This is a genomic window from Erwinia sp. HR93, from assembly GCF_034555055.1.
Lineage (GTDB): Bacteria > Pseudomonadota > Gammaproteobacteria > Enterobacterales > Enterobacteriaceae > Apirhabdus > Apirhabdus apintestini.
In genome coordinates this window covers 790,858-812,424 of the sequence record NZ_JAXUDP010000001.1, presented here as the reverse complement: position 1 = coordinate 812,424, position 21,567 = coordinate 790,858, and the positions used below count along the sequence as shown (strand labels likewise).

Annotated in this window: 16 protein-coding genes and 1 pseudogene; 8 read left to right on the top strand and 9 right to left on the bottom strand. The window is 53.4% G+C overall.

Annotated elements, in window-relative coordinates; genetic code table 11:
- Nucleotides 1–247 precede the first annotated feature (247 nt).
- Together SFA31_RS03865 and SFA31_RS03860 are read left to right on the top strand one after the other, a co-directional pair.
- Complete coding sequence (locus SFA31_RS03865; protein ID WP_322836789.1) at nucleotides 248–1,246, top strand: acyltransferase; 999 nt, start codon at nucleotides 248–250, stop codon at nucleotides 1,244–1,246.
- Nucleotides 1,247–1,791: 545 nt separating this feature from the next.
- Nucleotides 1,792–2,709 (top strand): endonuclease/exonuclease/phosphatase family protein, encoded by a 918-nt coding sequence (locus SFA31_RS03860; RefSeq protein WP_322836788.1) that lies wholly within the window; start codon nucleotides 1,792–1,794, stop codon nucleotides 2,707–2,709.
- Nucleotides 2,710–2,896: 187 nt separating this feature from the next.
- Here the strand turns inward: SFA31_RS03860 and SFA31_RS03855 are convergent, their stop codons facing one another.
- Entirely contained in the window at nucleotides 2,897–3,727 is an 831-nt protein-coding gene (locus SFA31_RS03855; protein WP_322836787.1) for a protein bax, read from the bottom strand.
- 390 nt (nucleotides 3,728–4,117) lie between these two features.
- Between SFA31_RS03855 and avtA the strand changes: the two genes are divergently transcribed.
- A complete protein-coding gene (gene avtA, locus SFA31_RS03850) occupies nucleotides 4,118–5,371 on the top strand; it encodes a valine--pyruvate transaminase (RefSeq protein ID WP_322839282.1) in 1,254 nt (417 codons plus the stop codon).
- A 373-nt stretch (nucleotides 5,372–5,744) separates the two neighbouring features.
- Here avtA and SFA31_RS03845 read toward each other — a convergent pair whose 3' ends face one another.
- From SFA31_RS03845 to SFA31_RS03825, 5 genes are all read right to left on the bottom strand, one after another.
- On the bottom strand, nucleotides 5,745–7,286 hold the full coding sequence (locus SFA31_RS03845) for an aldehyde dehydrogenase family protein (RefSeq protein WP_322836786.1): 1,542 nt from the start codon (nucleotides 7,284–7,286) through the stop codon (nucleotides 5,745–5,747).
- Nucleotides 7,287–7,342: 56 nt separating this feature from the next.
- Nucleotides 7,343–8,494 (bottom strand): L-threonine dehydrogenase, encoded by a 1,152-nt coding sequence (gene yiaY / locus SFA31_RS03840; protein ID WP_322836785.1) that lies wholly within the window; start codon nucleotides 8,492–8,494, stop codon nucleotides 7,343–7,345.
- Nucleotides 8,495–8,774: 280 nt separating this feature from the next.
- Entirely contained in the window at nucleotides 8,775–10,622 is a 1,848-nt protein-coding gene (selB, locus tag SFA31_RS03835) for a selenocysteine-specific translation elongation factor (protein ID WP_322836784.1), read from the bottom strand.
- Nucleotides 10,619–12,001, bottom strand: a complete 1,383-nt coding sequence (gene selA / locus SFA31_RS03830) for an L-seryl-tRNA(Sec) selenium transferase (protein WP_322836783.1) — start codon at nucleotides 11,999–12,001, stop codon at nucleotides 10,619–10,621. The genes selB and selA overlap by 4 nt, the downstream gene beginning before the upstream one ends.
- Before the next feature lie 247 nt (nucleotides 12,002–12,248).
- The gene (locus SFA31_RS03825) at nucleotides 12,249–12,848 is read right to left on the bottom strand and encodes a glutathione S-transferase (protein WP_322836782.1); all 600 of its coding nucleotides are present in this window, start codon (nucleotides 12,846–12,848) and stop codon (nucleotides 12,249–12,251) included.
- An 800-nt stretch (nucleotides 12,849–13,648) separates the two neighbouring features.
- Between SFA31_RS03825 and SFA31_RS03820 the strand changes: the two genes are divergently transcribed.
- The 4 genes from SFA31_RS03820 to SFA31_RS03805 all read left to right on the top strand — a co-directional run bounded on the left by SFA31_RS03820 (nucleotide 13,649) and on the right by SFA31_RS03805 (nucleotide 17,920).
- Entirely contained in the window at nucleotides 13,649–15,562 is a 1,914-nt protein-coding gene (locus SFA31_RS03820; protein WP_322836781.1) for a PTS mannitol transporter subunit IICBA, read from the top strand.
- 195 nt (nucleotides 15,563–15,757) lie between these two features.
- The gene (gene mtlD / locus SFA31_RS03815) at nucleotides 15,758–16,903 is read left to right on the top strand and encodes a mannitol-1-phosphate 5-dehydrogenase (protein ID WP_322836780.1); all 1,146 of its coding nucleotides are present in this window, start codon (nucleotides 15,758–15,760) and stop codon (nucleotides 16,901–16,903) included.
- 50 nt (nucleotides 16,904–16,953) lie between these two features.
- Nucleotides 16,954–17,487 (top strand): mannitol operon repressor MtlR, encoded by a 534-nt coding sequence (mtlR, locus tag SFA31_RS03810; protein ID WP_322836779.1) that lies wholly within the window; start codon nucleotides 16,954–16,956, stop codon nucleotides 17,485–17,487.
- A 70-nt stretch (nucleotides 17,488–17,557) separates the two neighbouring features.
- On the top strand, nucleotides 17,558–17,920 hold the full coding sequence (locus SFA31_RS03805) for a YibL family ribosome-associated protein (protein ID WP_322836778.1): 363 nt from the start codon (nucleotides 17,558–17,560) through the stop codon (nucleotides 17,918–17,920).
- Nucleotides 17,921–18,003: 83 nt separating this feature from the next.
- On the opposite strand, the pseudogene yiiM reads toward SFA31_RS03805, so the two are convergent.
- Together yiiM and sodA are read right to left on the bottom strand one after the other, a co-directional pair.
- Nucleotides 18,004–18,686, bottom strand: a pseudogene (yiiM, locus tag SFA31_RS03800) (6-hydroxyaminopurine reductase).
- A 70-nt stretch (nucleotides 18,687–18,756) separates the two neighbouring features.
- On the bottom strand, nucleotides 18,757–19,377 hold the full coding sequence (sodA, locus tag SFA31_RS03795) for a superoxide dismutase [Mn] (RefSeq protein ID WP_322836777.1): 621 nt from the start codon (nucleotides 19,375–19,377) through the stop codon (nucleotides 18,757–18,759).
- Nucleotides 19,378–19,670: 293 nt separating this feature from the next.
- Here sodA and rhaT point away from each other — a divergent pair, with 293 nt between their 5' ends.
- Entirely contained in the window at nucleotides 19,671–20,705 is a 1,035-nt protein-coding gene (gene rhaT, locus SFA31_RS03790; RefSeq protein WP_322836776.1) for an L-rhamnose/proton symporter RhaT, read from the top strand.
- On the opposite strand, the gene rhaR is transcribed toward rhaT, so the two are convergent.
- Nucleotides 20,702–21,553, bottom strand: a complete 852-nt coding sequence (gene rhaR / locus SFA31_RS03785) for an HTH-type transcriptional activator RhaR (protein ID WP_322836775.1) — start codon at nucleotides 21,551–21,553, stop codon at nucleotides 20,702–20,704. The two genes, rhaT and rhaR, sit on opposite strands and share 4 nt — an antisense overlap.
- Nucleotides 21,554–21,567: the final 14 nt, after the last annotated feature.

The following is a 21,567-nucleotide window of genomic DNA, read 5'->3' as shown; positions in this document are numbered from 1 at the left end:
TTTAAGGACTATCTCATTCGGCTTTTTACTGCGAATAATGCACAGAATGAAAAATGTCCATTCAATACGACGGCCGACGCGCGTGCAGTAACGCAATATGCTTTCATCGCCTGGCCGACAATAACTCGCCCCTGATACACTTTTCTGGCGCGTTCAGCGCGCGCGGTGAAAACTCGGACAGTTCCCGAAAGCCATGCGCCGGGAATAAACGGCACACTGTGCAGAGTGCCACACTTTAGAGGAACCGATGCAGCGACATACAATACACTGGATTGATAATTTACGAGGCATTGCCTGCCTGATGGTGGTCCTTATTCATACCACCACCTGGTATTTAACCTCTCCCGATGAAATCAGTATGCCAGCCTGGCTATTCGCCAATGCGTTAAACTCTGCTTCACGCGTCTGCGTTCCCCTGTTTTTTATGATTTCCGGTTACCTGTTTTTTGGCGCACGCAGCGCGGGTCGCCGTCATTTCACGCGATTAGGCCTGTGCCTGCTTTTTTACAGCGCTGTCGCACTGATCTATATCGCCGTACTCACTCCGATAAGCCTTACGTTATCCTTTGAAAATTTGCTGCAAAAACCGGTGTTCTATCACCTCTGGTTTTTCTTTGCGCTGTGGATCGTCTATCTGTTATCACCGCTGATTGAAGTAAAGCGCGTGCGACCGGCGTCTATAGCCGCGCTTATTGTCTTAATAGGCATTATCGCGAATCCAAACCTCGTGCCGCTCTCCGGCGGGAGAATACACTGGCTGCCAATAAATCTTTTTATTAGCGGCGATACGTTTTACTACGTGCTCTATGGGCTGCTGGGGCGCGCTTTAGGAACGATGAAAACGGATTACCCCGGCGTCGGTACGCTCAGCGCCGCGCTATTTTTACTGTGTATTACCGGTATAAGCTGGGGAACGTGGCACGAATTAAAAGTGCGCGGCGATTTTGCCGATACCTGGTATCAATACGCCGGCCCGCTGGTGTTTATCGGCGCTATCGCACTATTCCTGTTCGCCAAAAGCGGGATTAATCGCCGCACGCTGCCCGGGCTGCGCGTAATATCACGCAATTCGCTGGCCATTTACGGGTTTCACGCGCTTTTTATCCACTTTTTACGTACCCACGGGCTGGATATTAAACAGATACCCGCGCTGGATATTCTGTGGGTATTTGCCATAGCGTTAGGCGGCAGTACGCTACTCTCTCTCGCTTTACGGCGTATTGATAGCCGGCGCTTAGTCAGTTAGCGCCCGGCTCCAGCAGCGAAACTTGTCATCGTGTGTTCCCGTCAGGCTGCACCTCAGGAATGCCAGGGAACCCCGTTTAGCGATGGCAGCGTGCAACCCACTATATTAGTGAAAGATTTGAATACGAATCGGCGCGGGCAATATTACCTGTGCTGTTCTATTTCAGCTCGCCAAATACGCCCCACGGCTTTGCTTTATATTCCCTAAAACAGCTAACAAATAAAGATTCTTTATACGCGCCGTCCCTGTTACTCAATCATTATAAAAAACAGAGAGAATTCCAGTAATCAGGCTGCGGAATACGTCTTTATCTTATCGGATTAAAACAATATTAACGGAACGTAATACATTAATTGTTTTTATAATGAGTGAGGGAAATAAACAATAAGCCCTGTCTACCCGCTTCTTTATTCAACTTATTCACTGCGCAGGTAAACAATACGTATTGCGCCTAACATCACAAAATCGCCGCGCAAAGGTGCCGGCGATATCTCTATGATCTATGCTGCCCGGCCGAATAATCATTCATAACGAGAAGCAATACCATGAAAAATATTATCGTCATCTCCGCGCGCTTGCTGGCAGCCCTTGCGCTGTCAGGCTTAATGCAGGCGCACGCCGACCCTTTATCCGGGAAAACCGTGCTTTCCGTTCAAAAGGCAGGGGCGGGTACGCCAAACAGGCTGTGGAATACCAATAACCCAACGTTAAAATTCGCGACATATAATATTGGTAAAAATGAAGCCTCAAATAATGTTAATGATTTCGGTAAACTCATCGATGCCATTGGCAAACTGGACGCCGATGTTATCTCTGTTACTGAAATCGATAAAAATACCCGCCGCAGCGGCAATATCGACCAGCTTAAAACTCTCGCTGATGCTTTAAAATTACATTATGCCTTCGGCGATGTACTGGAATTCGACGGTGGGCAGTACGGCATAGGGCTACTCTCTAAATACCCCATTGCAAAATCGCAATTGGTTAAATTGCCTTCCGGCGATGCAGAGCAGCGCGGCGTATTGATCGCCGAAGTACATAAACCCGGCTTCGAGCACCCGATTATCGTCATGACTACGCATCTGGACTGGCAAAAAGACCCTACCATTCGCCTGATGCAGGTGCGCCGCATTATGGACCTGGCCATCGGCGATGCGCCCAGCGACTTCCCGGATATTGCATCAGCGGTAAAAATTCTCGCCGGTGATTTTAATTCTACGGCGCGCGAACAGCCGATGCAGGAGCTGAAAGCGATGTGGAATATCGTGGATGACGACCTCGAAGACCATCGCTCCTGGCCGGCCATTAACCCCGCACTCGACCTCGATCATATCCTCACCTGGCGCGGCCAAAAATGGCACGCGAAAAGCATCAGCGTAATGAACGATTCTGTGAGCTACAAATGGTCGGCCGTCAGCGATCATCTACCGGTGGTGGCGGAACTAAAACTGTTGGAACAATAACCTTTTGGTAACCGGCCAAGAGGGCTGCGTGACGGGCGAATGCCATTCACTTAAGCCTCAAGATCTTATTTGAAGGTTCCCATACAGAGTAATTAACGGGATGTAAAATGTAAAAAGAGCGGCCTTAAGCCGCTCTTTTTCTGTCTCGCAAATCACTGATTACCGCCCGCTGCGGCTACGCCCGATGTTAATTAGTCGCAACCATCAAATGCTGATTACTTTGATACATCGCTAACAGGAAATTATTGTAACTCACGCCCCGGGTCGAATATCCCTTCAGCTTATGGATCATATTCTTTGCGGTAAGCGTAGTATCGGTTTTACGCAACTGCGCCCGTGAAGAGCGAAACGACTTATAGGCCGGATGCGTATTCAGGTTATATACATAAGCGCTAACCGACTCTTTCACGGAGGCAAAATGCAAATACCCCTTCACTTTACCCGGCCCGCTATTACAGGACGAGCTTGAGCATTTCATACCAAATAAATTGGTATTCACACGCGCAAGTTTAGATGTCCCCCACCCGCTTTCTACTGCCGCCATTGTGGCAATCATGCTGCCAGGAATGATGTCCACGCGATCTAATAGCGTTTTCCACGGAATAGCGCGCAGATTACCGTTCCAGGCAATTTTATAGCGCGTCACAATTTCCTTTAGACGCGCGCGTTCGCTAGGCGCCCAGCGGCCATCATATTGCTTCGAAACCAGCCAGTTGCGCTCTGAAGTAATCGCAGCATTTTGATGCGCGATATACGGCATGATGGTCCGAAGAAATGCTTTTTTCCTTTTGATTCCGGAAGGGTATTTTCGCAAATCAGGAAGTGGACTGCTTTCACTATTGCGAGAATACTCTTTTCTGGTTTTCGCCAGTAATTTACCGTTACTTACCTGCGATATTTGGGCTTTATGACTCTTTTTGTGTGTCTCGTGCTTTTGTGCCAGCACCTCACCTGATAATCCCAGCGTGAGCGACATGAGTATCACAGCCCCGATGCGTCGGTAGCATGTCGATATCACATTGTGTCTCCAGGTCGTAGGCAGCCTCATTGGGCGGCCACTCATTATGATGTGTGTAACCTCTATCCTCAGAGATAAGCCGGGGATCCTATCAAAAAATGGGCAATCCGCATACAGATTGCGTTACCTCGATTCCGAATTTATGGAAAATTGGCTCTCTTTATTAGGGAAAGTCTTAATGTTCGGGCCGCACATTCTGCTCTGGGGTGGGGACTTCCCGCTTAAATTAACAGCGCCCCGCTCATGTCGACAACAGACAGCACAGGGTGCTTTATTGCGTCGATTTTCCAGCATAAACAAGAAATTCCCCCTCAGAATGTGCATTTGCGCCTCGTTCAGGCAAGCGCTATGGTGGATACCTTTCCATTCACACTCAATACAGTTACCGCGATGACTTTTTCACTTTTCGGCGATAAATTTACGCGTCATTCGGGTATTACCCGCCTGATGGAAGATCTCAACGATGGGCTGCGCACACCGGGCGCCATTATGCTGGGCGGTGGTAATCCGGCGCAAATTCCAGCCATGACGCAGTACTTCCAGTCGCTGCTCGGGGAAATGCTCGCCAGCGGTAAACTCATCGATACTCTCTGCAACTATGACGGCCCACAGGGTAAAGATACGCTGCTTCACGAACTGGCAAAGCTGTTACATTCCCACTTTGGCTGGGATATTGGGCCACAAAATATTGCGCTGACAAACGGCAGCCAGAGCGCATTTTTCTACTTATTTAACCTGTTCGCCGGGCGCGCCGCCGATGGCCGCATTAAAAAGGTGCTTTTCCCACTGGCACCGGAATATATCGGCTATGCCGATGCCGGGCTGGAAGATGACCTTTTCACCTCCACGCGCCCCAATATTGAACTGTTACCTGACGGGCAATTTAAGTACCACGTTGATTTTGAAAGGCTGCATATCGGCAGCGATACGGGCATGATTTGCGTTTCCCGCCCAACGAATCCAACCGGAAACGTTATCACCGATAAAGAATTGCAGAAACTGGACGCTCTGGCGCGTAAACACGACGTACCGCTGGTTATCGATAACGCTTATGGCCTCCCCTTCCCTGGCATCATTTTTAGCGATGCCACGGCCATGTGGAATCCAAATACCGTGTTATGCATGAGTTTGTCTAAGCTTGGATTACCGGGCAGCCGATGCGGCATTATCGTTGCAAATGAGCGCATTATTACCGCTATTCGCAACATGAATGGCATAATCAGCCTGGCACCCGGCGGAATTGGCCCGACCATCGCCTGCGAAATGCTACAGCGCCAGGATATGCTGCGCCTGTCGGAAACGGTTATCAGGCCGTTTTATCAACAGCGGGTACAGCAAACTATCGCGATTCTTCGGCGCTATCTATCACCAGAGCGCTGCCTTATTCATAAGCCCGAAGGCGCCATTTTCCTGTGGCTTTGGTTTAAGGATTTACCGATAACCACCGAGCAGCTTTATCAGCGCCTGAAACAGCGCGGCGTGCTGATGGTGCCGGGCGACCACTTCTTCCCCGGGCTGGATAACCCCTGGCCACACACCCGGCAGTGTATGCGCATGAACTATGTTCCGGAGCCGGATAAAATTGAAGCCGGTATTCGCGTGCTGGCAGAGGAAATTGAACGCGCATGGCGTGAAGCCAGCTAACCAGGCACGGCATGACAGGCGGGCAGGCATCACCCGCTTTCAACGCTTATTCCTTGCGCCACTTCTCCTTTTGCACCCATGCAATACGCCTGCGCGTAAGGATAACCGCCTTGTAAAACATCGTGACACAACATCTGTAGATGCCCGGAGGCTCCGGCAGTAATAACCCGCCTTTATAGAGGGTGGCATTGATTTCGACTTTCGTGCCATGGAGACGTACCAATCCCCTTAAAAAGAAGCTTCTGCCAATACTGTAAGTTTTAAATCGCTGGACAATAAATAAGGCTGAGCCAAAACCCGGTCGATAACCACGTCCAAAGGGCGTGGTTTGCAGTTAGCCATAACATCGGGGGCGCACAAAGCGCCCCTTCCATCAGAACAGCCCCTGTGGCCTGTCGGAATAACTCACCAGTAAACATTTCGTTCGCTGATAATGATCCAGCATCATCTTGTGCGTTTCACGCCCAATCCCCGATAGCTTATAGCCCCCAAATGCGGCATGCGCCGGATAAACGTGATAGCAGTTGGTCCACACGCGTCCAGCCTGAATACCCCGCCCCATTTTATAGGCAAGGCTGCCGTTACGGCTCCACACCCCGGCTCCCAGGCCAAATAGCGTATCGTTGGCTATCTCAAGCGCCTCCTCCGGCGTTTTGAAGGTTGTGACCGCTAACACCGGCCCAAAGATTTCCTCCTGGAATACGCGCATTTTATTGTCGCCGCGCAAAATAGTCGGCTCCATGTAAAAACCGCCTTTCAAATCGCCGTCCAGTTTACGCAACTGCCCGCCGGTCAGTACTTCCGCGCCTTCTTTACGCCCAATATTGATATAATCCATGATAGTTTCCAGCTGCCCTGCGGAAACCTGAGCGCCCATTTGCGTTTTTGGGTCCAGCGGGTGCCCGGCGCGAATCGACTCTACGCGCCGCAGCGCACGTTCCATAAAACGCTCATAAATCGATTCGTGGATAAGCGCCCGGCTGGGGCAGGTGCAGACTTCTCCCTGGTTAAACGCAAAAAGCGTAAATCCCTCGATAGCTTTATCCAGCCAGGAATCATCGTGATCCATCACATCGGCCATAAAGATATTCGGCGATTTACCACCCAACTCCAGCGTCACGGGAATAATATTGCGCGTCGCGGACTGCATTATCTCGCGGCCTACTTCCGTGGAACCGGTGAACGCAATTTTGGCAATGCGCGGCGATGTCGCCATATATTCCCCAATCTCGCCGCCCGCACCGTTTACCACATTAACCACGCCCGGCGGCAGCAAGTCCCCAATAATTTCCATTAAAACCAGCACCGACAGCGGCGTGAGGCGCGCCGGTTTCAGGACAATCGCATTCCCCGCCGCCAGCGCGGGCGCCATCTTCCAGCTTGCCATCAATAGCGGGAAGTTCCACGGAATAATCTGCCCAACCACCCCTAACGGCTCGTGGAAATGGTAGGCCACCGTCTCGCTGTCTATCTCGCTAATGCCCCCTTCCTGAGCGCGAATACAGGAAGCAAAATAGCGGAAGTGATCGATGGCCAGCGGGACATCCGCCGCCAGCGTTTCACGAATAGGTTTACCGTTATCCCACGACTCAGCCGCAGCCAGCAGCGTTAAATTTTGCTCCATGCGATCGGCTATCTTTAACAAAACCGCAGCGCGCTGCTGAGCCGCCGTTTTCCCCCACGCTTCTTTTATGGCATGCGCAGCGTCCAGCGCCTTATCAATATCTGCCGTGCTGGAACTTGCCACTTCACACAGCGCTTCTCCCGTCACTGGTGTCAGGTTTTGATAGTATTTCCCGGATGTCGGCGCAACCCATTCGCCGCCGATAAAATTGTCATAGCGCGCCTTAAGGCGCAAAGAATAAGGCGGGGTTTCAGAGGCCAGTTGAGTATTATTGGTTGATTGCGTAGCCATGTTTTTCTCCTTGTCCCACCGCGCCGCTGCGCGCGTGAGAACACTGTTATATCGACTTACAGCGCATTACGGTAAATGGTCATAATCTCTTCATGCGTCGCCTGCACGGGGTTGGTCAGCCCGCAGGCATCCTTAAGCGCATTGTCCGCCAGCACGGGGATGTCCGCCTCTTTAACCCCAAGCTGGCGCAGCCCGTCAGGAATATTGACGCGACGCGAAAGCGCCTGGATGGCCTCAATACACGCCCGCGCCCCGCATTCCGCGTTCATCCCGTCAACATTCACGCCAAGCGCGGCGGCGCAGTCGCGCAGCCTCTCAGCGGCAACCCGGCTGTTAAATATTTGAACGTGCGGAAGTAGCACCGCATTGCAAACGCCGTGCGGTAAGTCATAGAAGCCCCCTAACTGATGCGCCATTGCGTGAACATAGCCCAGCGACGCGTTATTAAACGCCATGCCGGCCATGAATTGCGCCCAGGCCATGTCTTCCCGCGCGGCCATATCATCGCCACGCGCAACGGCCGCAGGCAGGGCGCGATGGATGATGGCGATCGCTTTAAGGGCGCAGGCGTCGGTTATCGGATTCGCCGCCGTGGAAACATACGCTTCAATCGCATGCGTCAGCGCATCCATGCCGGTAGCCGCAGTCAGCGAGGCAGGCATCGCCCGCATCAGTAATGGATCGTTAACGGAAAGAAGCGGCGTAACGTGTTTATCAACGATAGCCATTTTGATATGACGGACTTCATCCGTAATAATACAAAACCGCGTCATTTCAGAAGCCGTTCCCGCCGTGGTGTTTATCGCCACCATCGGCAATTGCGGTGCGGCGGAGCGGTCAACGCCTTCATAATCGCGAATATCGCCGCCATTCGCGGCAACCAGCGCAATCGCCTTCGCGCAGTCATGCGGGCTACCGCCACCGAGAGAAATAACGCATTCGCTATCGTGCCGCCTGAGCAATGCCAGCCCGGCCTCAACGTTGGTCGTTGTCGGGTTTGGGTGCGTCTCATCATAGATAACGGCATTAATATCACGCCGGGCCAGCGCATCGCTGAGCGTTTGCGCAACGCCCATACGAACCAGTCCCTGGTCGGTGACAATTAAAGCCCGCCGAAACCCACGTTCCTGTAAAAAATTCAGCGCCTCATCCAGGGCGTGCTGACCGATAACATTCACGGAAGGGATGTAAAAGCAGGATATTGCCATTGTTCATCTCCGGTTATAAATAACCCTTCGAACATAACGGCTATCCCCCTTCAAACTGTGAAGCAGACAACGTTTTAAAAGCCTCTCTCAATATGCGGCGGCTATTTTTAATAAATATTCGTCCAGGATCGAGACAGCTCTGGCGCTCTTCTGTAACCCAACAGGGGAATATGCAATAGCGATCACAAAACAACCGGATTCACCAGCGTTCAATTCAATAAAAATGGGAGGGACGGCAATGAAAAACGCCCCGAGCGGGGCGGTGCAAGAGAAGAAAATATTAATGTTCGAACAGGCGGGAATCACGCAGCACATGATCGTTCCCGCGGCGGCGGGTAAAGCCAATGCGATCGAAATATTCGAGAATTTGAATCGCCAACTTCCGTCCGGTTCCCAAACGATCGCGAAAATCAGCGGCGCAGGTAGAACCGCGCTCCTGGTCCAGGCTGCGAATAAGATCGGCGAACGCCAGAATACTCTGGCGACGGTAATAGCGATCTTTTACGATGGCGGTGATTAGCCCCTGCTGGGCTGCAAGCCTTAGCAGCTGCCGCATCCGCTGTTCATCCTGCCCGGTTTCGCGCGCCAAATCGCGCACCCACCAGGGAGCATCGCCGAATAACGCTTCCACCTGCAGCCATAGCGCGAGCTGCTCACCCGAAAAACCGGGCTGATGCCCGGGTAAATGCAGCCAGCCCTGGCGTGATTCAAGCTCGCCTTGCTGGCGTAATCGTTCAATGAGTTCCAGCACCAACCCTTCATTTTCCGAAGGCAGCGCCATGCGCCTCAGCCTCTCGCGACCGGGTCCAGGCTGATCGTCATGTTGCTCGTGATAGCGTGTCAAAGCCTGTAAAAGTGTGTGCTGCCAGTCAGCCGCCACCTCCTGGCTTAGGATATGTTCACTCGCCTTGAGTAAACCAGGGCGCTCCGAAAGCAGGTTTTCGAGACCGGCCGGCGTTAACTGGCGCGCCCAGGCGAATTCTGCCAGCGACACCGCACCGCGCTGCAGCCAGGTATCCAGCGCCTGCGCATCGTCCGGAGCCTCACTCAGCGCCGCCAGCCAATCCAAATAAGGGCGCCGACGCTTGCCCCGGCGCGGCGGCGTGGTGCTAACGACGCGCCCGCCCGCCAGCGTGGTGCGCGCGCTGATATCACGCAACACCAGCCGATCGCCATCCACCAGCCACAGAGGCGTATCCAGCACCAGCTCCGCCAGAGAATTTTCCAACAGCGAAACCCGCCCGGTAATATGGCGCGCCGCATGATAAATATGCACCGGCTGCCACTGCGTTAGCGCAACATGGGTTTCCAGCTCGACAATCACGCGCTCTGAGGCGGGCTGCGAAGGGCTGGCGCTAAGTAACCAGTCGCCGCGCTGAAGCTCCGCCTTTTGCACATTGCCGGCAATATTGAGCGCAATGCGCTGCCCGGCGCAGGCGCTCTCTGTCGCCTGATTCTGCGCATGCAATCCGCGCACGCGCACCGGCGTATCCGCACCGGTCAGCCACAGTGAATCGCCCACGCGAACATCCCCACTGAGCGCGGTTCCGGTCACCACCAGCCCTGCACCTTTGACCGTAAACGCGCGATCGATGGCCAGCCGAAAGCGTTTTTTTTCCGGATGTGAGCGCTCGGGCAACTGAGACAAATGCGCGCGCAGCGCGTCGATGCCGACGCCGCCAGTGGCCGCGGTGACAAAAAGCGTCACCTCTGCCCAGCGCTGTTCTTCAAGCACTTGCGCCACTTCGGCTTTAACCTGCTCAATGCGCGCTTCATCAACTTTATCCGCTTTCGTCAGCGCCACGGTCAGGGCCGGTTTGCCGGTAAGCGCCAGGATAGCAAGATGCTCCAGGGTTTGGGCCATCACGCCGTCATCGCAGGCCACTACCAGCAATGCGCGATCGATACCTCCAATCCCTGCCAGCATATTTGCTAAAAACTTTTCATGCCCGGGAACGTCGATAAACCCCAGAATACGTCCATCGGGCTGAGGCCAATAGGCATAACCTAAATCAATGGTCATACCGCGCTTTTTCTCTTCCGGCAGCCGATCGGCATTCACGCCGGTCAGGCACTCAAGAAGCGTCGTTTTTCCGTGGTCGACGTGACCCGCAGTCGCGATAATCATTTCAACAGCATCTCCAACAGCCCCGTTTCATCCTCCAGGCAGCGCATATCCAGCCACAGCCGCCCGTCGGTGATACGCCCAATCACCGGTACCGGCAGGCTGCGCCATTTTTGCGCCAGCGCTTCCAGCGTGCCTCCCCGGCCGTCAAGAGGTGCCAGCGTTAGCGCCGCGGCTGGCAGCCTGTCCACCGGCAGCGAACCGCTGCCTATTTGCGACAGACACGGCTCAACGCGGAACGTAAATTCCGGATAATGCGGCATCAATGCCGCCATCAGGCGTTGCGCTAACGCCGTACACTCCTGAGCGGTTCGCGTCAGCAAACGCAGCGTCGGTAAGCGCTCGCGCAGTGTTTCAGGATGGCGATATAACCGTAATGTCGCCTCCAGCGCCGCCAGCGTCATTTTATCCACGCGTAGCGCACGCTTCAGCGGATGACTTTGCAGCCGCTCTATCAGCGCTCTTTTACCCACGATGATCCCCGCCTGCGGGCCGCCAAGCAGCTTATCGCCTGAAAAACTGACCAAGCTAACGCCCGCACCAATCAGCCGCTGAGGCATCGGTTCGGCGGGCAGGCCATACTGGGTTAAATCCACCAGCGAGCCGCTGCCTAAATCCACCACCACGGGAATATTGTATTCGTTGCCAAGCTCTGCCAGCTCTGCCTCATCTATCGCCTTCGTGAAACCGGCTATCTGATAATTGCTGGTATGTACCTTCATCAACAGCGCCGTTTTCTCATTGATGGCGCTGCGATAATCCTTCAGGTGCGTGCGATTAGTTGTGCCTACTTCCTGTAGTATGCACCCGGCCTGGCGCATGACATCCGGGATGCGAAACGCGCCGCCAATTTCAACCAGTTCGCCGCGCGACACTATCACCTCTTCCCCGCTGGCACAGGCAGCAAGCATCAATAACACGGCCGCCGCGTTGTTATTCACGATACAGGCATCTTCCGCACCGGTTAGCTCGCACAGCAGCCGGGCGATAGCGCTATCCCGATGCCCGCGACCGGCACCGTCCAAATCGTACTCCACCGTCACCGGCGCCCGCATCGCCTGGCTTACCGCCTCCACGGCGGCGTCCGCCTGAATGGCGCGCCCTAAGTTGGTATGCAGCACGGTGCCGGTTAAGTTAAAAACCGGACGTAGCGCGCTGGTATCTTCACGATGCAGGCGAGTTTCCGCCTCCACGGCCCAGGCCTGCGCCCAGTCTGGAAGCGCCCCTTCCTTGCGAATAACCGAGCGTGCTTCCGTCAGCATCAGGCGCAGCGTTTCAACCAGCCGTGAGTGACCGTATTTCGTTAACAACGGGGCAAACGTTGCATCATGCAACAGGCGATCGAGGGCAGGAAGCTGGCTGAACAAATCGTGTTGAGTCATGGCTAAATATCGTTCGGGGGAAAGATAGCGAGTGTAACAGGTGCCGCTTCGCTCTGTCATATACCCTGAGTCATTGCATGGCGTACCGCACGTCAGTGAGACACAAACCCAAAGCCAGCGCGAAGCTAACCCGCACGCGCTTAAGCTTTAGTTAAATCCCGGCGGCTGTAGATAAACATTAAATAATCGACGGATAAACGGGCGCCCTAAATCCGGCTTAAATAGCCAAATGACCCCGCCCAGGGGTTTACCCCGGCAGCCCGGTGCGGGCGAAGCTATTTCGTTCGAACAGGGCACCCACCATATTCACCAGCAGCGGGCGCGAAGCGCACCAGCCCGGAGCGATGCGCTGTGCATTGAGATAGCCAATAGCGCAGCCCACGGCAATTGCGCCTAAGCGTAGCGGCTGCGTCGTAATGCGACCCTGCGAAAGTTGGTGTTCCAGCCAGTCCAGACAGCCGCCCAATTCATCCCGCAACTGCAATAGCAGAACGTCTAATTGTTGCCCCGGCGAGCGCTGACGCTCACTGACCAGCCGCTCCGCCACGTTAATAATACCGTCGGCAAGCGCCTCTATCTGGCTTTCCCATCGCCTTCCAGCGCAATCGCCGGGAAGTAACGACGGCGTAGGATAAATTTCTTCCAGATAATCGCTAATTACCGCAGAGCCAAACCAGCGCTCACCGCTGTCGGTGCACAATAATGGCATATGGCTCAGAGGATTCATTGCTGATATTTTCCCACCGGCGCGCTGTATATCAATCAACTCAAAAGGCATTTCTTTTTCAAGAAGCATTATTGAGATTTTACGCACGTGCGGACAAGTATAACGACCCACAAGCTTCATAATAACGGCGCCTCCCGATTTAATACTACTTCACAAACCATGAATGTTGACGCCAGCCAGCGCCCGATTACCGACACACACTTAATTGTTAGTGAGGATTGCTGGCTCTGCCCGATATCGCAATAGTGGCTGAGCGACCTGCGCGCGCGCCCGGAAAGTATGGCGTATAACCCGAGATATCGCCCACGGCGGCGGTTTACAGGTTGAAAAACCATGCTATCAAGCTTTAAACGCCGGGATAGCTCGCGGATGACGCGTTACCATTCTGCGGATACCTCGCCGCGCGCCGTTGAGCACGGCCGTGAATAGATAATATTGACATGAACTCTCTCAGTGATAGGCACACCGTCAGGAGCAACGCTTTGCCAACCCTGCAGATATAACCATCGCCTGGCGAGGCATTCATATTAAGCATATGACTGGAAACGGTGCCTGCCTCCATCGGCGTTTATCACCCGTACCGATGATATTTTTATAGGTACTTAGGTGATTCATCTCACATAAGTGACATAAACTCGATCAGCACAAATGTGACTCAAGTCACATTGAGTGTCATGAAATGACAAATATTTCATCAGAATCGAGGGGATTGGCTATTTTTTTGTGACCAAAATCACATCAATGCCCCCATTACCCCCTAATGTTTAGTGATTCATGTCACACAAAATGGCACCATCTGGACAGTTTGCGTTTTCAGTGCCAGATTTCGCATCACGGACATCAGGCTGGCTTACCTGCCGCCTCATTAACAAAAAAAGAAACGGGCTATTCCCGGCACGTACTCACATAAGGGGTGTTTTATGTCATCCGATATCAAGATCAAAGTGCAGAGCTTTGGTCGTTTTCTTAGCAATATGGTGATGCCGAATATCGGCGCCTTTATCGCCTGGGGGATTATCACCGCACTCTTTATCCCTACCGGCTGGTTCCCGAACGAGACGATGGCAAAACTCGTAGGCCCGATGATCACGTATCTTCTGCCACTGCTTATCGGCTACACCGGCGGACGCCTGATTGGCGGCGAGCGCGGCGGCGTTGTCGGCGCTATCACAACCATGGGTGTTATCGTCGGCGCGGATATGCCCATGTTCCTCGGCTCAATGATTGCCGGCCCGCTGGGTGGATGGTGTATCAAGCGTTTCGATGCGCTAATTGACGGTAAAATTAAGTCCGGCTTTGAAATGCTGGTGAATAACTTCTCCGCCGGTATCATCGGGATGATCCTCGCCATTCTGGCTTTCATGGGTATCGGCCCGGCGGTTGAAGTGCTGTCGAAGATTTTGGCGGCTGGCGTTAGCTTTATGGTGGCGCACGATATGCTGCCTCTGGCGTCTATCTTCGTTGAACCAGCGAAGATTCTGTTCCTTAATAACGCGATCAACCACGGTATTTTCTCGCCGTTGGGTATCCAGCAGTCGCATGATATCGGCAAATCTATCTTCTTCCTGATTGAAGCAAACCCAGGTCCGGGCCTGGGCGTATTACTGGCCTACATGTTTTTTGGCCGCGGTAGCGCCAAACAATCAGCCGGGGGTGCCGCAATTATTCACTTCCTTGGCGGTATCCACGAAATTTACTTCCCCTACGTATTGATGAATCCTCGTCTGATTATCGCCGTTATTCTGGGCGGAATGAGCGGTGTATTCACTCTGAGCGTTCTGAACGGCGGCTTAGTTTCTCCGGCATCTCCGGGTTCTATTCTGGCAGTACTGGCCATGACGCCAAAAGGGGCTTACTTCGCCAATATTGCCGCTATTGCGGTGGCTCTGGTGGTTTCTTTCGTTGTTTCCGCTATTTTGCTGAAAACCAGTAAGGTTAAAGAAGAAGACGATATTGATGCCGCAACTCGCCGCATGCAGGCGATGAAAGCGCAATCAAAAGGCGGCACAGCCACTGCTGAGACTGCAGCAGGCGATTTGAGCCACGTGCGTAAAATTATCGTGGCCTGCGATGCGGGCATGGGATCCAGCGCCATGGGCGCCGGCGTACTGCGCAAAAAAGTGCAGGATGCAGGGTTGACCGCGATTTCTGTAACTAACTGCGCGATTAATAACCTGCCTGGCGACGTTGACCTGGTCATTACGCACCGCGATCTCACCGAGCGCGCAATGCGTCAGGCGCCGCACGCACAGCACATTTCCCTTAATAACTTCCTCGACAGCGGGCTGTATAACGATTTGACCGAACGTCTGGTCGCCGCGCAGCATCCGGCAACGCAGGAAGCCCCCGCGATTGCCAGCGCTCCTCAACAAACCGAGGTCAACGCAGAAGCTGGCAATCTGTTTACGCTGGGCGCGAACAATGTCTTCCTCGGTCGCCAGGCAGCCACTAAAGAAGAGGCTATCCGCTTCGCCGGCGAACAACTGGTGAAAGGCGGCTACGTGGAGCCGGAATACGTTGATGCCATGCTGGAGCGTGAGAAATTAACCCCGACCTATCTCGGTGAATCCATCGCCGTTCCACACGGTACGATAGAAGCGAAAGATAAGGTGCTTAAAACCGGCGTTGTTTTCTGCCAGTATCCGCAGGGTGTAAGGTTTGGTGAAGAAGAAGACGAGATTGCCCGGCTGGTTATTGGTATCGCCGCCCGCAATAACGAACATATCCAGGTGATTACCAGCCTGACTAATGCACTGGATGATGACACAGTGATCGAACGCCTGGCGAACACCACCAGCGTGGACGAAGTACTCGCGCTGCTGTCTGGAAAATAAGACCGTGCAGGCAGATCCGTTAACCCGGTTCTGCCTCACTGGCCGACGGTTCACAAAACGCTGATACCGTCGCAATGATTTTGGCGGTACCGGAGATAAATTCGGTACCGCGACTCTCCCTAAGGAGAGGGTTAGGGTGAGGGAAACGCCTCATCCCAGCCCTCTCGGGTAACAACATTGATGAAGGTGAATCATATGCAAGCATTACATTTTGGCGCAGGAAATATTGGCCGCGGATTTATCGGTAAATTACTGGCAGACGCGGGAGCCAGCCTCACCTTTGCGGACGTTAACCCAACGGTGCTGGACGCGCTAAATGCCCGCCACAGCTATCAAGTCCACGTCGTCGGTGAGCAGGAGCAGGTGGATACCGTTTCCGACGTTAATGCAGTCAGCAGCATCGGCGACGATGTTGTGGCGCTCATTGCCGAGGTAGATTTAATTACCACCGCCGTTGGGCCCGTGGTACTGGAGCGCATCGCACCGACTATCGCTAAAGGCCTGGAAAAACGCCGCGCGGCCGGAAATGAACGCCCTCTGAATATCATCGCCTGTGAAAATATGGTGCGTGGCACCACCCAGCTTAAAGGGCACGTCCTGAATGCGCTCAGCGCGGAAGGTAAAAGTTGGGCCGAAGCGCACGTAGGTTTCGTCGACTCCGCCGTCGATCGTATCGTTCCGCCTTCAGAATCCGCAGACAGCGATCCGCTGGCCGTCACGGTTGAAACATTCAGCGAATGGATTGTTGATAAAACGCAGTTTAAAGGCGCGCTACCGACGATTGCAGGCATGGAGCCGACCGATAATCTGATGGCGTTCGTAGAGCGTAAATTATTTACGCTCAATACCGGGCACGCGATTACCGCCTGGCTGGGACAGCAGGCCGGGCACCGCACCATTCGCGACGCCATTCTGGATGAATCAATCCGTGCCGTGGTGAAAGGCGCGATGGAAGAAAGCGGCGCGGTGCTAATTAAACGCTATGGGTTTGAACCAGCAAAACATGCGGCTTATATTCAAAAAATTCTGGGGCGCTTCGAAAACCCATACCTGAAAGACGACGTAGAACGCGTGGGCCGTCAGCCGCTGCGTAAACTGAGCGCCGGCGACCGTCTGATTAAACCGCTCCTCGGTACTCTGGAATACGGTCTGCCTCATAAAAACCTGGTAAAAGGCATTGCAGCCGGGCTGCGTTTCCACTGCGATCAGGATCCTCAGGCGCAGGAACTGGCGCAGCTTCTGGCGGAAAAAGGCCCGCGTGACGCGCTTGCGCAGATCTCCGGTCTGGATGCCCAGAGCGACGTCGTTAATGACGTAGTCGCGTGCTATAACGCACAGTAATACCCTCATCAGGCGCGGCGGTCACGCCGCGCCCGGAGCTGATTGCTTACATGCAGGCACAAATGGAAGAAGTCCAGGCCTTTGAAAACCGCATTCTAGAGCGGCTTAACGCGGGCAGCAGCGTCAGGAGTTTGCTTATTGCCTCAGTTGATCTGCTGGCCGAGGCGGTTAATCTACTGGTCACGCAGGTATTTCGTAAAGATGACTATGCGGTGAAGTACGCCGTAGAACCGCTTTTAAGCGGCAGCGGACCGCTGGGCAATCTTTCCGTGCGTCTAAAGTTAATCTATGGTTTAGGCATGATAAGCCGCCGGGAATATGAAGACTGCGAGCTGTTAATGGCCCTGCGTGAAGAGCTAAATTATGACGGCAGCGACTACGCGTTTACCGACGACGAAATCCTGGGGCCGTTTGGCGAACTTCACTGCGTAACCACATTACCGCCAGCGCCTGCTATTGGCGACGATCCCGCACTGCTTGCGCTTCAACAGCAGCGTTATCAGCAGATAGTTCGCTCAACCATGGTGCTATCTCTCACCGAGCTGATTTCACACATCAGTATGAAAAAAGCATTCCAAAAATAATCGTTTTTCCCACGGCGCTTCGTCTGGTGTATCCTTATTCGCCCTGTTTACCTCACGTCGGCATATACCCATGAAAGAGATTGAAAAAAACGAAATTAAACGCCTGAGCGACCGTCTGGACGCGATTCGACACCAGCAGGCTGCGATGTCTCTGGTTGAAAATGCGGATAAATACGCGGAACTGGAAAAAGAAAAAGAGACGCTGGAGCAAGAAATCGCGCGCCTGCATGAAGTACGCACTCAAAAGCTCAGCAAAGAAGCACAAAAACTCATGCAAATGCCTCATCGCCGCGCCATCACAAAGAAAGAGCAGGCGGATATGGGGAAACTGAAAAAGAGCGTGCGTGGGCTTGTTGTCGTGCATCCAATGACCGCGCTGGGCCGTGAAATGGGATTAGAAGAGATGACTGGTTTCGCCCGCACGCCTTTTTAAGCCCGCTGAGCGCGTAATCAGGCGCTTTTTTCGCCGCAGATGCCGCAGATTGCGCTGGCTCACTCATCCGAAGGCTTGCGCTCTCAGCGCCGGCCAAAAAGCCGGTGGGAAAAGCTTTCTATCTCGCCAGAAATTCGCCGCGTCTGAATGGTCTTTGTCCAGCTCGCGGATAACCCCGCTGCGCTTAGCAGGCGCTGGTATTGCTCATCGTCAAAAGGAAATGCCAGGCGATGGCTCCCGCTTCGTATACGCTGACATCGCTAACGCGAGAAACGCGTTCCAGCGGCGCATCTGCGCTCACGCCTCCACCGGCGATCGTCCGATAAAGCCAGCCGGTTCTGACAGTGTCTTGCATAAGCTGCGAGATATCATCAATGTCGAAATGAAAGTTCAGTTTATAGCAGGGGGAACGCGGCTGAGTAACCTGAATCAGCGTCTTTCCCCAGCGGAAAATATCGCCGATATTGACATTGTGCTCATCCAGCCCTTCGGTAGAAAGATTCTCACCAAATGCCGGGGCCGTAAAATGCTCAGCCAAAAGCGGGAAATCCCTGGCCCAGCGCTGATAGTGCTCACGGGGATAATGACACAATGCACGGTCAATACCACCGTGTATGCCGCGCGCGGCCTCGGCCTGCTGATCGCCCTCCAGCCCAAGCGGCGTCAGCATTACTTCGCCATCAACCAGCCGCTTATCTATCGCGCTGGGATGGCTACCGGGGTAATCACAAATCTGACCGAGATAAACTTGCACTGGATAACGCATTGCCACTCCTCTATTGCGAACACAAAAAAGCGAGCCAATAGGCTCGCTTGTTGAATGTAAGATTGCAACGTTATTTTTTTGCTGCAAAGCGCGCTGCGGCTTCATCCCAGTTCACGACATTCCAGAATTCTTTGATGTAATCCGGACGACGGTTCTGGTATTTCAGGTAGTAGGCGTGCTCCCACACATCTAGCGTCAGAATGGGATAGCCGGAAACTCCGGCAATCGCCTCACCCATCAGCGGGCTATCCTGGTTCGGGGTAGAAGCCACAACCAGTTTGCCATCTTTCAGCACCAGCCACGCCCAGCCAGAGCCAAAGCGGGTTGTAGCTGCTTTCTCAAATTCTTCTTTGAATTTCTCCACGCTGCCGAAATCGCGCTCGATGGCAGCTTTTAGGTCGCCCTGCAGGGTGGTGCCTTTTTTCAGGCCTTTCCAGAACAGGCTGTGGTTAGCGTGACCACCCGCGTTATTACGCAGCGCCGTTTTTTTGTCTGCCGGAACCTGGTCCAGTTTGGTGATAAGTTCATCAATCGGCAGATTAGCCAGCTCGGGCAAGCTTTCCAGCGCGGCATTGGTGTTATTAACGTAAGTCTGGTGGTGCTTAGAATGGTGGATTTCCATCGTCTGCTTATCAAAATGCGGTTCCAGAGCATCGTAAGCGTAGGGTAGCGACGGCAATGTATAACTCATAGTCTCATCTCCATTATTGAGCGGCCGAATATTGTTAATGCCGCGTGAGCAATCGGTTTATTATAGTTAATTAAATGATATTGAAAATGTTTATCAGTGCCTTACTCTTCGTCCGGTTATTTACTGTGCGACAGAATGACAAAAATGTGAAGGCAGGCAATTGATTCCTGCGCATTTTGCCAGTTCGCCCATGAAGGCGGCAGCGGTATAAAGGTTATCCATCCCGTCACTTTTTAGACTCCTGCTATAAGCGGCGTTTTCTCCGCTAACCCGCAAACCAGGGAGTACAAATAATGAGTGACGCAATAACAATGGGGATCGTCTGGCATCTGGTCGGCGCGGCAAGCGCGGCCTGTTTCTACGCCCCGTTTAAACGAGTCAAGGAATGGTCATGGGAGACTATGTGGTCCATCGGCGGTATCGTCTCATGGGTCATTTTGCCTTCCGCGATAAGCCTGGCGCTATTGCCGCATTTCTGGGATTACTACAGCGCCTTTGGGGCATCAACATTACTGCCGGTCTTTTTATTTGGCGCGATGTGGGGCATCGGCAACATCAACTACGGGCTGACCATGCGCTATCTGGGTATGTCGATGGGAATCGGCATCGCGATCGGCATTACGCTTATCGTCGGTACCCTCATGACGCCTATATTGGGCGGAAAGTTTTCCGTTCTGATTGGCACTACCGGCGGACGTATGACACTGCTGGGCGTTTTTGTCGCACTAATTGGCGTCGCTATTGTGACTCGCGCAGGTCAGCTTAAAGAGCGGCAAATGGGAATTCGGGCCGAAGAGTTTAACCTGAAAAAAGGGCTGGTTCTGGCAGTCATTTGCGGTATTTTTTCCGCCGGTATGTCGTTTGCCATGGATGCCGCAAGGCCCATGCATGAAGCCGCAGCGGCGCTGGGTGTCAACGCTATGTATGTAGCGCTGCCTAGCTATGTGATTATCATGGGCGGCGGCGCACTGGTAAACCTTGGTTTCTGTTTCATACGCTTAGCGAAAGTCCCCGAACTATCGATAAAACGCGATTTCTCACAGGCAAAATCGCTTATCATCAGCAATATTCTGCTCTCCGCACTTGGAGGCACGATGTGGTATCTGCAATTCTTCTTCTATGCCTGGGGCCACGCCAGCATTCCTGCGAAGTATGACTATATGAGCTGGATGCTGCACATGAGCTTCTACGTACTCTGCGGCGGTCTGGTGGGTTTAATTCTGCGGGAGTGGAACAACGCGGGGCGGCGGCCAGTAGGCGTGCTCAGCGTAGGCTGCGTGGTGATTATTATTGCCGCCAATATTGTCGGCCTGGGAATGGCAAGCTAACTTGCCCCCGCCCCTGCATGATGCTGACGCCACTGCCGGGGCGTCAGCCCCGTTTCACGCGCAAAAACCACGGAAAAGTAATTACTGTCCTCAAAGCCACATCGCATCGCGACCTCGCTCACCCGCAGCGCAGACTGCTGTAACAGATGCTGCGCATGGCAAATGCGTAACTGACGTAAATAATGGTTAATCGACATTCCGGTCTGCTGTCGAAACTGCTGGCGCAGTACCCGTTCGCTACAGCGATTTTCAGCGCAGAAAGCATCCAAATCAAACGCGCAATCAAGACTGGCGGAGAGATGCGCAATCAAGAGATCTAATACGCTCTCTTCCTTATCCCGCGCCCGGTCAGGACGGTAACGATAGCGCCGTAATGCTATAAGCAACTGTAAAAATAACGTTTCGGATAACGTATGTGAGAACGCATCGGGGCAATGATTTTCATGCTCAAGCTGATTAATGATACTACGCGCCTGCGTCATCCCCTGGCTGCTCAGGCGCCAGGCGCGCGACATTGCGGCCCCGGGCGCTTCGGCAGGAATTACGGCAGGCCAGTCAAACGCTAGCTGAAAACGCTTTGGGCACCAGATAATATTTTGCAGCACCAAATCATTAACGGACGCGTAGCTATGAACATCTTCTGCGCGGATGTAAAACAGGTCTCCCCGAGTAATACGATATGCCCGACCGTTAAGTTTATGCAGGCCATTCCCACGCCAGACCAGAATCAGCTCGCAAAAATCGTGGGAATGCTCCGCAAACGCGGGTTGTGGATAACGGCCAGCGACAGCAACCGACTGCTGTGGAGATATGAAAAACTCAGATTTACGAAGAACCAGCCCGCTCAATAGATATCCTCAAC

Coding starts and splice junctions, on each gene's coding strand:
- SFA31_RS03805 (WP_322836778.1), top strand. CDS start 17,558: ATGAAAGAGATTGAAAAAAACGAAATTAAACGCCTGAGCGACCGTCTG.
- rhaT (WP_322836776.1), top strand. CDS start 19,671: ATGAGTGACGCAATAACAATGGGGATCGTCTGGCATCTGGTCGGCGCG.
- SFA31_RS03865 (WP_322836789.1), top strand. CDS start 248: ATGCAGCGACATACAATACACTGGATTGATAATTTACGAGGCATTGCC.
- yiaY (WP_322836785.1), bottom strand. CDS start 8,494: ATGGCAATATCCTGCTTTTACATCCCTTCCGTGAATGTTATCGGTCAG.
- SFA31_RS03860 (WP_322836788.1), top strand. CDS start 1,792: ATGAAAAATATTATCGTCATCTCCGCGCGCTTGCTGGCAGCCCTTGCG.
- sodA (WP_322836777.1), bottom strand. CDS start 19,377: ATGAGTTATACATTGCCGTCGCTACCCTACGCTTACGATGCTCTGGAA.
- selA (WP_322836783.1), bottom strand. CDS start 12,001: ATGACTCAACACGATTTGTTCAGCCAGCTTCCTGCCCTCGATCGCCTG.
- mtlD (WP_322836780.1), top strand. CDS start 15,758: ATGCAAGCATTACATTTTGGCGCAGGAAATATTGGCCGCGGATTTATC.
- selB (WP_322836784.1), bottom strand. CDS start 10,622: ATGATTATCGCGACTGCGGGTCACGTCGACCACGGAAAAACGACGCTT.
- SFA31_RS03820 (WP_322836781.1), top strand. CDS start 13,649: ATGTCATCCGATATCAAGATCAAAGTGCAGAGCTTTGGTCGTTTTCTT.
- mtlR (WP_322836779.1), top strand. CDS start 16,954: ATGCAGGCACAAATGGAAGAAGTCCAGGCCTTTGAAAACCGCATTCTA.
- SFA31_RS03825 (WP_322836782.1), bottom strand. CDS start 12,848: ATGAAGCTTGTGGGTCGTTATACTTGTCCGCACGTGCGTAAAATCTCA.
- avtA (WP_322839282.1), top strand. CDS start 4,118: ATGACTTTTTCACTTTTCGGCGATAAATTTACGCGTCATTCGGGTATT.
- SFA31_RS03845 (WP_322836786.1), bottom strand. CDS start 7,286: ATGGCTACGCAATCAACCAATAATACTCAACTGGCCTCTGAAACCCCG.